The 13,802-nt window shown below is 66.2% G+C and carries 9 protein-coding genes, 1 tRNA gene and 4 pseudogenes; 6 read left to right on the top strand and 8 right to left on the bottom strand.

Going from position 1 to position 13,802, the window contains the following annotated elements:
* Nucleotides 1–192 precede the first annotated feature (192 nt).
* From thrB to argS, 5 genes and pseudogenes are all read right to left on the bottom strand, one after another.
* Nucleotides 193–1,167 (bottom strand): homoserine kinase, encoded by a 975-nt coding sequence (gene thrB / locus ACPEE0_RS06960; RefSeq protein ID WP_424574202.1) that lies wholly within the window; start codon nucleotides 1,165–1,167, stop codon nucleotides 193–195.
* A gap of 2 nt (nucleotides 1,168–1,169) precedes the next feature.
* The gene (thrC, locus tag ACPEE0_RS06955) at nucleotides 1,170–2,276 is read right to left on the bottom strand and encodes a threonine synthase (protein ID WP_009359560.1); all 1,107 of its coding nucleotides are present in this window, start codon (nucleotides 2,274–2,276) and stop codon (nucleotides 1,170–1,172) included.
* Nucleotides 2,277–3,593, bottom strand: coding sequence for a homoserine dehydrogenase (locus tag ACPEE0_RS06950; protein WP_009359561.1), 1,317 nt, complete (start codon nucleotides 3,591–3,593; stop codon nucleotides 2,277–2,279).
* Nucleotide 3,594: 1 nt separating this feature from the next.
* The gene (lysA, locus tag ACPEE0_RS06945) at nucleotides 3,595–5,088 is read right to left on the bottom strand and encodes a diaminopimelate decarboxylase (RefSeq protein WP_354175349.1); all 1,494 of its coding nucleotides are present in this window, start codon (nucleotides 5,086–5,088) and stop codon (nucleotides 3,595–3,597) included.
* 5 nt (nucleotides 5,089–5,093) lie between these two features.
* Nucleotides 5,094–6,757, bottom strand: a pseudogene (argS, locus tag ACPEE0_RS06940) (arginine--tRNA ligase).
* A 190-nt stretch (nucleotides 6,758–6,947) separates the two neighbouring features.
* On the opposite strand from argS, the gene ACPEE0_RS06935 reads away from it, so the two are divergent.
* The 4 genes and pseudogenes from ACPEE0_RS06935 (at nucleotide 6,948) to ACPEE0_RS06920 (ending at nucleotide 10,035) form a co-directional block, all read left to right on the top strand.
* The gene (locus ACPEE0_RS06935; RefSeq protein WP_009359565.1) at nucleotides 6,948–7,421 is read left to right on the top strand and encodes an FMN-binding protein; all 474 of its coding nucleotides are present in this window, start codon (nucleotides 6,948–6,950) and stop codon (nucleotides 7,419–7,421) included.
* Between the two features lie 3 nt (nucleotides 7,422–7,424).
* Nucleotides 7,425–8,296, top strand: a pseudogene (locus ACPEE0_RS06930) (FAD:protein FMN transferase).
* Nucleotides 8,293–9,837: a ferredoxin--NADP reductase gene (locus ACPEE0_RS06925; RefSeq protein ID WP_424574201.1), complete on the top strand. Its 1,545-nt coding sequence runs from the start codon at nucleotides 8,293–8,295 to the stop codon at nucleotides 9,835–9,837. Before ACPEE0_RS06930 ends, ACPEE0_RS06925 begins: the two are co-directional and overlap by 4 nt.
* A 122-nt stretch (nucleotides 9,838–9,959) precedes the next feature.
* Nucleotides 9,960–10,035 (top strand) — tRNA-Arg (locus ACPEE0_RS06920).
* 167 nt (nucleotides 10,036–10,202) lie between these two features.
* Here ACPEE0_RS06920 and ACPEE0_RS06915 read toward each other — a convergent pair.
* From ACPEE0_RS06915 to ACPEE0_RS06905, 3 genes and pseudogenes are all read right to left on the bottom strand, one after another.
* Entirely contained in the window at nucleotides 10,203–10,469 is a 267-nt protein-coding gene (locus ACPEE0_RS06915) for a hypothetical protein (protein WP_424575332.1), read from the bottom strand.
* Between the two features lie 102 nt (nucleotides 10,470–10,571).
* Nucleotides 10,572–11,077: pseudogene (locus ACPEE0_RS06910) on the bottom strand (HNH endonuclease); the annotation flags it as partial.
* Complete coding sequence (locus ACPEE0_RS06905; RefSeq protein WP_424574200.1) at nucleotides 11,020–11,733, bottom strand: hypothetical protein; 714 nt, start codon at nucleotides 11,731–11,733, stop codon at nucleotides 11,020–11,022. The gene ACPEE0_RS06905 and the pseudogene ACPEE0_RS06910, both read right to left, overlap by 58 nt.
* Before the next feature lie 92 nt (nucleotides 11,734–11,825).
* Between ACPEE0_RS06905 and ACPEE0_RS06900 the strand changes: the two genes are divergently transcribed.
* Nucleotides 11,826–12,350, top strand: a complete 525-nt coding sequence (locus ACPEE0_RS06900; RefSeq protein ID WP_424574199.1) for a hypothetical protein — start codon at nucleotides 11,826–11,828, stop codon at nucleotides 12,348–12,350.
* 388 nt (nucleotides 12,351–12,738) lie between these two features.
* Nucleotides 12,739–13,790: pseudogene (locus tag ACPEE0_RS06895) on the top strand (M4 family metallopeptidase).
* Nucleotides 13,791–13,802: the final 12 nt, after the last annotated feature.

Below are 13,802 nucleotides of genomic sequence, written 5' to 3'. Positions count from 1 at the left end.
TTGGATTTCGGCCAGCAGGGCCGGATACTGATTCACCTTGCGCTCCGCCCATGGCGGAACGCCGGGCTGACGCTTTCAGGGGCAGTTGGATGCTGCAGGTTCCTGCGTCAGACCAAGCAGGTGGCACCGGAATGCATTCGCAGTAGGAGATCAAATAGCAACTGAATGCAGGAGCAGATCAGATAGGCGGAATTACCGCCGGTGCATGTCCACCTTAGCACCTTCAACGTCCACTGCCAGCTTCAGAACGCGCCAGCCTACATCCGGCGTGTTGGCCGCAGTGAAGGTCTCGATGAAAGCGAGGGCTTGGGCGGCTTCAGCTTCACCGTTTGCCAGGACCAGGACGGTGGGCCCCGCACCGGAAACCACCGCTGCATGGCCGGCCGCGCGGAGCGCTGCGATCAGCGCCGCGCTTGGCCGCATGGCTTCCGCCCGGTAGCTCTGGTGCAGGTAGTCCTCGGTGCCTGCCAGCAGGAATTCCGGCTTTTGCGTGAGGGCATGGATCAGCAGTGCCGCCCGGCCGGAGTTCATGGCTGCGGCGTGGTGTCCCACACTGGCCGGGAGCAAGGCGCGGGCCGCCTCGGTGGACAGTTCGAAGTCCGGAACCGCCACGATGGGGATCACCGATCCGGCCACGGTGGCGTTGGTGCTGCTGTACTGGTCACTGTCCTGCCACGACAGCGCCAGTCCGCCGAATATCGCGGGAGCGACGTTGTCCGGGTGGCCTTCCAGCTCGCTGGTGAGCTGGAGGATCCAGTCCTGTCCGCGCTGCCTGCCGGCCGGAACCATGGCGTTGGCCGCGGAGACGGCAGCCACCACAGCGGAGGCGGACGAGCCGAGGCCGCGCCCGTGCGGGTTGACGTTCTCCGCCGTCACCTTGAGGCCGCCGTGGCGGAAGCCCAGCCGTTCGAAGGCAGCGTCCATGGCGCGGATCACCAAGTGGCTGGCATCGCGCGGCAGGGTGTCGGCGCCTTCGCCGCGAAGTTCGAACACGAGTTCGTCCGTGTCGAGGCTTTCCACGGTCAGCGTGTCGTGCAGCGCCAGCGCGAGGCCCAGGCTGTCATAGCCGGGACCGAGGTTCGCCGAAGTGGCGGGGACCCTGACGGTGACGCGCTGGCCGGCCTCGATGAGTTGCAGTCCGACGGCGGCCTGCGAGGTGGTGTCCAAGGTTATTTTTCTTCCAGTCCCAGTTCAGCAGCAACGGTCACGACGTCGTTGGGTACCTTGACCGGCTGCACGTCGCTGCCGTCTTCGGTGCGCAGGGCCCACTGCGGGTCCTTGAGGCCGTGCCCGGTGACGGTGATGACGATGGTCTTTCCTGCGGGAACCTCGCCGGCGGCGTGCTTCTTGAGCAGGCCTGCGACGCCGGCAGCGGAGCCGGGTTCCACGAACACGCCCTCGCGGGAGGACAGCCAGCGGTGGGCGTTCAGGATTTCCTCGTCGGTGACAGCGCCGATGAGCCCGCCGGACTCGTCACGGGCGCCGATGGCGCCGTCCCAGGAGGCGGGGTTGCCGATCCGGATGGCGGTGGCAATGGTGTCCGGCTCGGTGATGGGATGGCCGGCAACGAACGGCGCGGCACCGGCGGCCTGGAAACCCCACATGGCAGGGGTTTTGGTGGCGACGGCGGGAAGCGTACCGGCGGTCTTCGACTCGAACGGAGCCGAGTACTCCTTGTAGCCCTTCCAGTAGGCGGTGATGTTGCCGGCGTTGCCCACGGGAAGCACGTGGATGTCCGGGGCGTCGCCGAGCGCGTCGACGATTTCGAAGGCGCCGGTCTTCTGGCCCTGGATGCGGGCGGGGTTGACGGAGTTCACCAGGAACACCGGGTAGGACTCCCCCAGTTTGCGGGCAATATCGAGGCAGTTGTCGAAGTTGCCGTCCACCTGGAGCAGCGTGGCACCGTGGGCGATGGCCTGGCTGAGCTTGCCCATGGAGATCTTGCCTTCGGGCACCAGCACGGCGCACTTCAGGCCCGCTGCGGTGGCGTATGCGGCAGCGGAGGCAGAGGTGTTGCCCGTCGAGGCGCAGACAACAGCCTGGGCACCGGCTTCCACGGCGGCCGTCATGGCCATGGTCATGCCGCGGTCCTTGAAGGAGCCGGTGGGGTTCATGCCCTCCACCTTGAGGTAGACCTCGGAACCGGTGAGTTCGGACAGCTTCTGCGCGTGCACCAGCGGGGTGCCGCCCTCGCCGAGGGTGATGACCCTGGTGGACTCCGTCACGGGCAAACGGTCAGCGTATTCGCGGATTACGCCGCGCCATTGGTGAGCCACTTAGACTCCTTCTACCCGCAGAACGGATGTAACTGAATTGATCACGTCAAGGCCCTTCACGGCCTCGACGGTGGCCGCGAGGGCGGCCTCTGACGCGCGGTGGGTGACGATCCGCAGTTCGGCGGACTCCACGTTGGACTCAGCGTCGCGGTGGATGGTCTGCCGCATGATTTCGATGGAGACGCCGTTTTCGGCAAAGATCTGGGCGATCTTGGCCAGGACGCCGGGCTGGTCGGCAACATCGAGGCCGATGTAGTAGCTGGTCACGGCGGCGTCGATGGGCAGGGCCGGAACATGGCCGGTGGTGGTTTCGGTGCGCTGCGGTCCGCCGAGGACCAGGCGGCGCGCCGCGGAGACGAGGTCGCCCAGCACGGCGGACGCGGTGGGGGTGCCGCCTGCGCCCTGGCCGTAGAACATCAGCTCGCCCGCGTTCTCGGCCTCGATGAAGACGGCGTTGAAGGCGCCGCGGACGGCGGCCAGCGGGTGTTCGCGGGGCAGGAGCGTGGGGTGGACCCGGACGGAGATGCCCTCGCCGCCGTCGGCATCCGTGAGCTTCTCGGCAATGGCCAGGAGCTTGATGACGAAGCCGGCGTCCTTGGCCGCGGCGATGTCCGCGGCGCTGACCTTGGTGATGCCTTCGCAGTGGACGTTTTCCAGGGCGAACCGGGTGTGGAAGGACAGCGTGGCCAGGATGGCGGCCTTGGCCGCGGCGTCGTGGCCTTCGACGTCGGCGGTGGGGTCCGCTTCGGCGTAGCCGAGGCGCTGGGCTTCGGCGAGGGCGTCGGCGAACTGGGCGCCCGTGGAGTCCATCTGGTCAAGGATGAAGTTGGTGGTGCCGTTCACGATGCCCAGCACGCGGGTGATCCGGTCGCCGGAGAGGCTGTCGCGGATGGGCCGCAGGATGGGGATGGCTCCGGCGACGGCGGCCTCGTAGGACAGCTGCACGCCGGCCTTGTCCGCTTCCTCGTACAGGGTGGGGCCGTCCTGGGCCAGCAGTGCCTTGTTGCCGGTGACCACGCAGGCGCCGTTGCTCAGCGCGGAGAGGATCAGCGTGCGGGCAGGCTCAATCCCGCCCATCAGCTCGATCACCAGGTCGGCGTCCTTGACCAGGGTTTCGGCATCCGTGGTGAACAGTTCCTGCGGCAGCTCGACGTCGCGCTTGGTGCCCAGGTTGCGCACGGCAATGCCGCTGAGCTCAAGGCGCGCTCCGGTGCGGGCAGCAAGGGCGTCGGCGTCCTCAATCAGGATCCGCGCAACCTGGGCCCCAACGTTGCCACAGCCCAGCAGGGCCACTTTCAGGGTTCGCATTTCCGTCACTTCAGGCTCCCATGTCGCGGTTCAGCAGATCTTCTTCGGTTTCCCCGCGGACAATCAGCCGGGCAGATCCGTCGCGCACCGCGACTACGCCCGGCCGGGCCAGATAGTTGTAGTTGCTTGAGAGGGCCCAGCAGTAGGCGCCGGTTCCCGGTACAGCAAGCAGATCACCGGCTGCCACGTCCTCGGGCAGATATACATCTCTAACAACTATGTCGCCGCTCTCGCAATGTTTGCCCACTACGCGGGACAGCTGCGGCGCCGCCGTGGAAGTGCGCGAGGCCAGAATCGCCGAGTAATCCGCGTCGTAGAGCACCGGACGGGCGTTGTCGCTCATGCCGCCGTCCACCGACACATAGCGGCGCGGATACGTAACGTTGTTACCGTCCTCACCTGCGCCGGAGCCGGCCGGCGCGTCGACGCGCACCGTCTTCAGCGTCCCCACTTCATAAAGCGTGAAGGTGGTGCTGCCCACGATGGCGCGGCCGGGTTCGATCGAGATGCGCGGCGAGGCGATGCCAAGTTCCGCGCAGGTGGAACGCACGACGGCGGCCATCGCCTCCGCGATCTCGGCTGCGGGGCGGGGGGTGTCCACCGGGGTGTAGGCGATGCCGTAGCCGCCGCCGAGGTCAAGCTCGGGCATAACGATGGAGTACTTTTCCTGCATGGCTGCCAGGAAGCGCAGCAGCTTCTCCGCTGCCAGGGCGAAGCCGTCCGGCTCGAAAATCTGCGAGCCAATGTGGCAGTGCAGGCCCAGGAGTTCGATGCCGGGGTGGGCCGAAGCGGCAGCCACCGCTTCCTCCGCCGCGGACAGGCCGGCCTGGTCGGTGGTGTCCGCCGCCATGGAGAGGCCGAACTTCTGGTCCTCATGGGCGGTGGCGATGAATTCATGGGTGTGGGCGTGGACACCCGGCGTGAGCCGCAGCATCACCTTTGCCTGTTCCCCGCGGACCCGGGCGATATCGCCCACCCGCACCAGTTCGTCCAGGCTGTCCACCACGATGCGCCCCAGTCCCATGTCCAGGGCACGGTTGATCTCGGCGTCGGACTTGTTGTTGCCGTGCAGGGCCACACGCTCCCCCGCGATGCCCGCGCGGGCAGCGACAGCCAGTTCGCCGCCTGAAGCGGTATCCAGCCGCAGGCCTTCTTCCTCAACCCACTTCACCACGGCGGTGCAGAGGAAGGACTTTCCGGCGTAGTAGACATCCACGCCGCCGCAGATCTCCGCGAAGGCGGCATCAAAGGAGTCCTTGAAAGCACGCGCCCGGGCACGGAAGTCCGCCTCGTCCATTACGAACAGGGGCGTGCCGAACTGTTCTTTCAGTTCCTGGACGGTGACGCCACCAACGGTGAGGGACCCGGCGTCGTTCCGTTCCACGCTGCCCGCCCACATTGGTTCCTGCAGGGCGTTGAGGTCGGCCGGAACGGCCAGCCAGCCGGGTGCCAGGGGGGATGCGGCGTTTCCGGTGTGCGCGGTTGTTTCAGCTTTCACGCTCATGGTGCTCACATCCGTTCCGGCGCGGAAACGCCAAGCAGGTCAAGGCCGTTGGCCAGCACCTGGCTGGTGGCATCGTTGAGCCACAGCCGGGTGCGGTTGACATCGGTCACGGGGTCGTCGCCCATGGGCGCCATGCGGCAGGCATCGTACCAGCGGTGGTAGGCGCCGGCGATGATCTCAAGGTGCCGCGCCACACGGTGCGGTTCACGCAGTTCCGCAGCCTTGGCCACCACGGAAGGGTAGCTGCCCAGGTACCAGAGCAGCTCGTTTTCGGTGGGGTGGTCCAGCAGCGAGGCGTCGAAGCGGTCTTCGCCGTCCACCGTGCGCTCCACTCCCGCTGCCACGGCGTTCCGTGCCGCGCCGCGCGAGCGTGCGTGGGCGTACTGGACGTAGAACACCGGGTTCTCGTTGCTGTGCTTCTTCAGCAGCTCGGGTCCAGGGTCAGCGGCGAGTCTGCCGGGAAGCGGGCCAGCGAGTACCGCACGGCGTCCTTGCCCAGCCAGTCGATCAGGTCCTTGAGCTCGATGATGTTGCCGGCACGCTTGGAGAGCTTGGCGCCGTTAACGGACACCAGCTGCCCGATCAGCACCTCGATGTTCTTCTCGGGGTCGTCGCCGGCCGCCGCGGCGATCGCCTTCAGCCGGTTGACGTAGCCGTGGTGGTCGGCGCCGAGCAGGTAGATCTTCTCGGTGAAGCCGCGGTCCTTCTTCGAGAGGTAGTACGCGGCGTCCGCGGCAAAGTAGGTGGGCTCGCCGTTGGCGCGGATCATCACCCGGTCCTTGTCGTCGCCGAAGTCCGTGGTCCGCAGCCAGACGGCACCGCCGTCGTCGAACACGTGGCCCTGCTCGCGAAGGCGCGCCACGGCACTTTCGATAGCGCCGGCGTCGTGCAGTTCCTGCTCCGAAAAGAACACGTCGAACTCGACGCCGAAGTCCGCGAGCGTGGCCTTGATGTCCTTCATCTGTGCCTCGTACGCGGCGGCGCGGATGACGGGAAGCGCGGCAACTTCCGTGAGTTCGCGGATGTCCGGATGCGCGGTGAGGACCTCGTGGCCGAGGTCGGCGATGTACTGGCCCGGGTACCCGCCTTCGGGCACGGGGAGGCCGTGAAGCCGGGAGTAGACAGACTTGGCGAAGGTGTTCATCTGCGAACCGGCGTCGTTGATGTAGTACTCCGCCGTGACGTCGGCGCCCGACGCACGGAGCACGCGCGCGATGGAATCGCCCAGGGCGGCCCAGCGGGTGTGGCCGATGTGCAGGGGGCCGGTGGGGTTCGCGGAAACGAATTCCATGTTCACGGTGCGGCCGGCGAGCGCGGAGTTGGTCCCATACTGCGTGCCCGCTTCGACAATCACCTTGGCAAGGGCGCCGGCGGTGGCAGCGTCAACGGTGATGTTCAGGAACCCGGGTCCGGCGATGTCCACGGCCGAGACGCCCTCGATCGACTTCAGCCGGGCACTGAGGATCGTGGCGAATTCCCGCGGGTTCGTGCCTGCCTGTTTGGCCAACTGCAGGGCGATGTTGGTTGCCCAGTCGCCGTGTTCCCGGTTCTTGGGTCGCTCCACGCGCACCTCATCCGGCACAGCTGATGCTGAAAGGGCAATATCACCGGCGGCAACGGCGTCTTTCAGGCAGGCGGATATGGCGAGGGAGAGTTCTTCGGGAGTCACCCCTCTAGCCTACCGGGGGCCAGTGACAGCAAAGAATTTTGCGCGCCCTCCAGGGGTCGGCCTTACACAGGACCGTCACAAGGAAAACCCAAATGTGGCACAGGGTTGAACCAATAGGCTGGATCCAGCGTTGACATCAGCGTAACCACCGCTTGAACTCCGTGATCCCTATGACGAAACGAGAGCCTTGATGAGACCCTCCGTACGCAGGAGCGTTTACGCCGGTATTGCCGGCCTGTCCCTTGCGGGAACCGTGGCAGGCTGTGCGCCGTCCGCTACCGAAACGGCTCCGGCCACCACCGGCGGGAACGCCGCCGGAACCACCGCCGCACCATCGCCCAACACGTCCTCCCTGGCCGGCAGCGGCTCCACCTACAAGGACGGCACCTACAGCGCGGACGGAAACTACGTCTCGCCCAACGGTACCGAGACAGTGGGCGTCCAGCTGTCCCTCGCTTCGGGCACGGTGACGGATGTCCAGATCACCCAACACCCTTCCAACCCCAATACGCGCAAGTTCCAGGGCGAGTTTGCCGGCGGCATCGCGGCGCAGGTAGTGGGCAAGAACATCGACGAGCTCAATGTTTCGAAGGTGGCAGGCTCCTCACTCACCAGCGGCGGCTTCAACCAGGCAGTGGAGCAGATCAAGTCGGAAGCCCGGTAGCCGGTGCCGGGAGGGGACGTGGAGGGCATATCGTTCGAAGGCATCGGGACTCAGTGGGAAATTTCTTCGCCCCTTCCGCTTGCGCCGTCCCTGACGGAGCGCATCCTTGCCAGGGTTGAAAAGTTCGACGCCGACTGGTCCCGTTTCCGTGGCGATTCCCTGGTAAGTGCAATGGCACGGACACCTGGCCGCTACGACTTTCCGGACGAGGCCGGACAACTCGGGAAGCTGTACCGGACCCTCTACGGAATCTCGGCCGGGACCATGACTCCCCTGATCGGCGCCAGCCTGGAGCGGCTGGGATATGACGCTGCGTACTCGCTGCAGCCGGCCGGCTCCCCGCTGCCCGCTCCGGCCTGGGACGACGTCCTGGACTGGAATGGAACGTCCATCACCACCAGCGCTCCGGTGGTGCTGGATATAGGCGCCGCCGGGAAGGGGCTGCTGGTGGATCTGCTGGCCGCCGAACTGGAAGCGGCGGGGGTTGACGCCTACGTCATCGATGGCAGCGGTGATCTCCTGGCACGGGGCCCGTCCGCCGTACCGGTGGCCTTGGAGCATCCGTACAATCCGGTCCAGGCGATTGGTGTGGTCCGGCTGGCTGGGCGTGCACTGTGCGCTTCCGCCGCCAACCGGCGGGCCTGGGGTGATGGGCTGCACCACGTGCTGGACGGAACAACCGGCAGGCCGGTGCAGACCGCCGTCGCGACCTGGGCCCTGGCGGAGACGGCCGTCCTTGCCGACGCGCTGGCCACGGCGCTCTTTTTGTTCCCGGCGCACAGCTCCAGGAATCGTTCGATTTCTCCTGGCTGACGGTGTATTCCGACGGCAGCGCGGGCTATTCCGAAGAATTTGAAGGGACACTGTTCACATGAGCCCCGTCGGGACCCCCCAGGCCGGTTCTTCCGCATCTGCCACGGGGCGCATGGATACCCTGCTTGGCCGGTTCACCATGTACCGGCTCATCCTCCTGGTATTGGCAGCCCTTGCCGTGTACAGCCTGCTGCTTGAGGTCCTGGGCTGGCTGACCTTCGGCATCCCGGAGATGCTGGCCCACCTGGCTTTGTGCCTGGCCCTGAACTACGCCTCCAACCGGGCCCTGGCGGCGCTGTTCCGGGTACGGCCGCACTCGGAATCGTCGCTGATTACCGGGCTGCTGCTCTACTTCCTTTTCTGGCCGTCCTTCCAGACTTTGGACGTGGCGGGGGTTGCCGTGGCCTGCGTGCTGGCATCCGCGTCGAAGTACGCCCTTGCCTGGCGCGGCCGGCACATCTTCAACCCCGCGGCCGCCGGAGCCTTCGTCACCGGCCTTACCGGGCTCAATATCGCCACGTGGTGGGCGGCGACGCCAGCCATGCTGTGGCTGCTGGTCCCCGGAGTGCTGCTGGTCCTTTACCGGACCAGGAAAGTCCTGATGGCCACAGTATTCACCCTCGTAGCGACGAGCATCATCACCTTTGAGCTGCTCCGCGCCGGCATGACTGCAGGGATGGGCATCTACCAGGCACTAGCGCAGCGGCCGGTGCTCTTCTTCGTCGGCTTCATGCTGACCGAGCCCCTGACACTGCCGCCACGGCGGTGGCAGCAGCTGGCGCTGGCCGCCGTCGTCGGCGTTGTGTTCGCGGTCCCCTACAACCTCGGATTTATCGCCAATTCTCCCGAAGCCGCGTTGCTGCTCGGCAACCTCCTTGCCTTCCTGCTGGGCCAGCGGGGCGGCGTCAGGCTGCGGTTCACAGGAAGCCGGAGGCTGACTCCGAGCACCACGGAGTTCTCGTTCGAGCCTGCCCGGCCGGTGCGTTTCCTTCCGGGGCAGTACATGGAGCTTGACCTGCCGCACGCCAAGTCCGACGGTAAGGGACGACGCCGGGTGTTCAGCCTGACAGGTTCACCTGCGGAACGCCTGGTGAAATTCGGCGTGCGGACCGCCGAGCCATTGTCCGCGGCCAAAAGGGTGCTGCTGGCGCTGAAGCCCGGCGATGAGCTGACCGCCACCTCGGTGGGCGGTGACTTTGTCCTCCCCCGCGACCCCCGCAAACCCGTGCTGCTCATTGCCGCCGGCATCGGTATCACGCCTTTCCTCTCACACCTGGGCTCGGGAGGGCTACGGGAACGCGACGCCGTCCTACTCCTTCTTGCCAGGAGCGCCGACGAGATCGCCTACGCTGACGAACTTCGGGCTGCGGGCATCCGGGTCCTCGTACGGCTGGCGGACGGTTCTAACCCCCCGGTGGATTTCGGCGCTGTTCCGGCCGGAGCTTCCCGGCTGGACCACGATGGATTGAAGGCCCTTGTTCCGGATATTCGCAGCCGTGAAGTGTATGTCTCGGGTTCGCCCGCCAGCGTTGCCGCGCTCCGCCGTGCCGCCCGGAAAGCAGGGGCCCGGCGGGTGCATGTGGACTCGTTCTCCGGGTACTGATGACTCGGTTCCGTGTGCTCCCGACCCGTTGGCAACGCCGGATCAGGATCGGTTTTCCCTTGGAGCCCACCTTCCTGCTAAGCTCTAGGACGTCCCGCCGGGAACGGCAGGAAATCCGGATTGCCCTCGTAGCTCAGGGGATAGAGCGTCTGCCTCCGGAGCAGAAGGCCGTAGGTTCGAATCCTACCGAGGGCACCAGCCGAAAGCGGCCCGGTCACTGACCGGGCCGCTTTCGTTTTCCCGGCTTGTTTTCCCGGGTTTGTTTTACGAATTTGTTTTCCGGTTTGTTTTTCCGGGCAGTCCGGCATCGGGGGCCTCGTCGTTTGCCCGGGTCAGTACATAACGTTGTTTGCCGCCCGTGGCTATTACGGGTGGCTCAATGCTGCTTCTTCAGCCTCCAGCCATAGGAGCCAGTCCGGGAACGGATCTTTGGCTGGATCGTATTCGAGCAACTCAGGATCATCCGGGAAGCCAGCGTCATCAGAGTTGTCCGGGTCCGGCACGTCCGCGTCTGTAATTTCCATGTCACCCCATTCCAACCACGGCGGACAGACCAGGTCTTCGCCTGCTTCAGGCGTACCGGCCGCAGTTGCTGCGGGATAGCGCTCCTCCGAAGCGGCAGCCAGAACCACCTGCTGTTCATCAGTGGCAGCAGCTGGCGAGCCGCGCTTTCGAGCGGCAGACCAGCCCGACCCGGGGTTACCAGGTGCTGCGCCGTCAGTCAGCAGGGCAGCCAGGGCGGGCGGCAGCTGTGGTGGTTCCCAGCCTGCATGTTCGCTGGCGTACTGCCGGCCGGTGGGTGAGGTCCAGCCGGGTGGTGCTGTTTTCGTTGCTTGGGTGGGTGTCCAGCCGCTGTTGTGTTTGAGCCGGTGGTGCTTCGGCAGAGTTGCGCCAGGTTGCTGATCCCGGTGGTGCCGCCGTGTTGCCAGGCGGTGAGGTGGTCGGCTTCGTTGTCGAGGGCGTTGTTGTTGCAACCGGGGAAGGTGCATTTGCCGTCCCGAAGGGTCAGGGCTTGTCGCATGGCTTTGGTGAGCCGGTAGCTGGTGCGGCCGATTTCCAGCGGGGCGCCGTCGCGCGGGTCGATGAGGACTCGGGTGAAGGACTCTGCTCCGTCGGCGAGGAGTTTGCGGGCCATGGACGCGGGGATTGGGCCGTAGCCGTCCAGGATGGCGGGTTCGTCGGTCAGGCCGAGCAGGGCGAACACGGGGACGGTGACCAGCACGTCGGCGCGGGGTCTGGGACTTTCCCGGCTTCGGGGATGGCGTCAGGAAACGCGGTGGTAGTGCAGGTTCCCGCTTGGCCGGTGCTGTTGTCCTGGGTGCCGGCGCTGCTCGCCTCCAGGGACACCGCTGCCAGGGCGTCCGGGATTCCGAGGTCTGCAGTTAGCTCGTCGGACCCGAAGAGCGTGGCGAGCCCGAGGAATTCATCGGTGATCTGGTCCCCGGCAACGCGTTGAACCTCATCGCCGGTGTCAGGACGGCCGCTGCCGTCGCCGACTGCAGCGTTGCTGGTGCCGGGTTGGCTGCCGCGTTGTCTACCGGCGCCTTCCGTGTCCCCGCCGCCTGCGAGGGTGCTGCGGCTGGGCGTGCTGCCGGCGACGGCGTCTGTGGCGGTGGTGATGGCTTGGGCAGGGGCGAGGAGGCGGCGGGCGACTTCGTCGGCCCTGATTTGGGTGAGGGTGCGGGTTTCGTTGGGGCCCTGGAGGCCGCGGGCGATGGCCGTGGTTTTGTTCCAGGCCGCCAACGCGCAGTCTGCCCGCATATAGATCGCGAACCAGGCCATGCCGTCGCGGTCGGGGGTGAATTCGACCCGCCGGTCGGCTGCGGATTTGGTGTGGCGTTTTTCGATGGAGTCGGGGTGGCGGCGTTCGCGCCAGGCCCGGACCTTGGCACGCAACCTGGACGGTACAAGGTTTGTGGCGGGGCAGCCGCGGGCAGGGTTGGGCGCGTCGGGTCCAGGAAATGGTCCGCGAGGGCCACGGCGGCGGGATGGTCCAGGGCCTCGGTTTCGTCGGCGATGATCCTGGCGCCCTGCCAGGACAACGCTCCACAGGACAGTGCCTCGTACACGGAGGGGAGGGAACAGACCCGCCGGGCCTGGGTGATGAACGCCCCCGCGGCGCCGGAGCTGATGGTCAGGACTCCGGCGATCTCCTCGACAACCGAGATCTCGCGGAAGGTCCGTTCTTGCAGCCTGGCGTCCGGAGGAGTCATCGCATTCTGAAGCTCGACGGCTTCGGCCGCGTCCCGGGCTTTCAATGCGGCGATCTGGGCTTCAAGCCGCGCCACCACACCCAGCCGTTCCAGGCGGAGTTCGTAAGCACGCTGCAAGACGTCTGGCCCTGTGCCGTCGACGACATTTCGCAACTGCGCGTCATCACGGAACAACGCGTTGAGGGCCGTGACAGAGGCATGAATGCCCGCCACCTCCGCTGCCGTCAACACGCCGTTTCCCATACCAGAATCATCGCGGGAGGGTGTGACATTTTGCGCTGGCGCTGGCGCCGCTTCTGAAGACGGAGATGCGGCTGGGACATCGGGCGGCAGTGCCAATTCCCCGACCCTTCGGCTGCCTTTCCGCGTACCAGCAGAATCCACCACGGGACTGACATTCGGCGCTGCGGTCGTTCCATGGGCAAGGGACGTGCTGGCGGGGGCAGGAAAGAGCTCTGAAATGACCGACTTCCCGCTGACGCCGTTTCCCATACCAGAATCATCGCGGGAGGGTGTGACATTCTTCGTGTATCCCGCCCAAGGCGGCGGTAACCAACAAAGCGGCCGGCCGTCGTCGTACTTCTGTCTGCTGCCGGCCCCCCGCGCGAAGCTCCCCATGCCGCGTGTGCTGGCACCGATTGTCAGAGCCCCCTCGTAGTCTGAAATCACCTAGTTGAGGGGGTACGCCATGCACGTTCCGTTTTGTTCCATCGTCCCGCCTTACCTGCTGCGGCGCCTGGCCCGGCAGGATGCTCCGGAGTATTCTGCGGCCGCCCGGGCTGCCAGGGAGGCCCTTGGCCACGTCGGTTCATTCCAGGCGTCCCGGACCCAGGCCATGCCGGATGTTCCTTCCGGACTGCGCCATGCCAAGCCGGGTCCGTCCAACCGGACCATCTATGACGCCGAAGGTTCGGAAACCCTCCCGGGACGGCTGGTACGCAAGGAAGGCGAACCCGGAACGGGGGATGCCGCCACCGACGAAGCGTACGAGGGTCTGGGACACACCCACCGCCTCTATGCCGACGTTTTCGGCCGCAACTCCATCGATGGGCAGGGACTGCGGCTGGATGCCACCGTGCACTTCGGCAAGCTCTACGACAACGCCTTCTGGGACGGCACCCAGATGGTCTTCGGCGACGGCGATGGTGAAGTCTTCGGGCGCTTCACGGCATCCTTGAGCGTCATTGGCCACGAACTCGCCCATGGGGTGACCCAGCACTCCGCCGCCCTGGCTTACCGGAACCAGGCCGGCGCCCTGAACGAATCCATGTCGGACGTTTTCGGCGCCCTCGTGGAGCAGTATGTGAAGAACCAGTCCGCTGCCGAGGCCAGCTGGCTGATCGGCGAGGGGCTTTTCACCCCCGGGTGGAAGGAAGTGCCTTGCGTTCCTTGAAGGCACCGGGAACCGCGTACGACGACGATGTGCTGGGTAAGGACCCGCAGCCGGACTCCATGGACTCCTACGTCAGGACCAGCGCGGACAACGGCGGGGTCCACATCAACTCGGGCATTCCCAACCGCGCCTTCTACCTGATGGCGGAGTCCCTGGGTGGGAACGCCTGGGACTCCCCCGGCCGCATCTGGTACGAAACGCTGACGGGCGGATCCCTGCCAACTACTGCGACCTTCAGCGTCTTCGCGCGGGCCACCGCCGCTGCCGCTGTGGAGCTTTTCGGTTCCGGGTCACAAGAGCATGACGCCGTGCGGCAGGCGTGGGAAACTGTGAAGGTCAAGCTTTAAGGGATGCCTGGT

Source organism: Arthrobacter sp. SD76, assembly GCF_049726125.1.
Classification (GTDB): Bacteria; Actinomycetota; Actinomycetes; order Actinomycetales; family Micrococcaceae; genus Arthrobacter; species Arthrobacter nitrophenolicus.
The sequence above is the reverse complement of the archived record's forward strand: the minus strand, read 5'-3'. Positions and strand labels throughout refer to the sequence as shown.

What these genes read in the sequence shown, in the direction of transcription:
- ACPEE0_RS06935 (WP_009359565.1), top strand. Translation starts at nt 6,948, where the DNA reads ATGAGACCCTCCGTACGCAGGAGCGTTTACGCCGGTATTGCCGGCCTG.
- ACPEE0_RS06925 (WP_424574201.1), top strand. Translation starts at nt 8,293, where the DNA reads ATGAGCCCCGTCGGGACCCCCCAGGCCGGTTCTTCCGCATCTGCCACG.
- ACPEE0_RS06900 (WP_424574199.1), top strand. Translation starts at nt 11,826, where the DNA reads ATGGTCCAGGGCCTCGGTTTCGTCGGCGATGATCCTGGCGCCCTGCCA.
- lysA (WP_354175349.1), bottom strand. Translation starts at nt 5,088, where the DNA reads ATGAGCGTGAAAGCTGAAACAACCGCGCACACCGGAAACGCCGCATCC.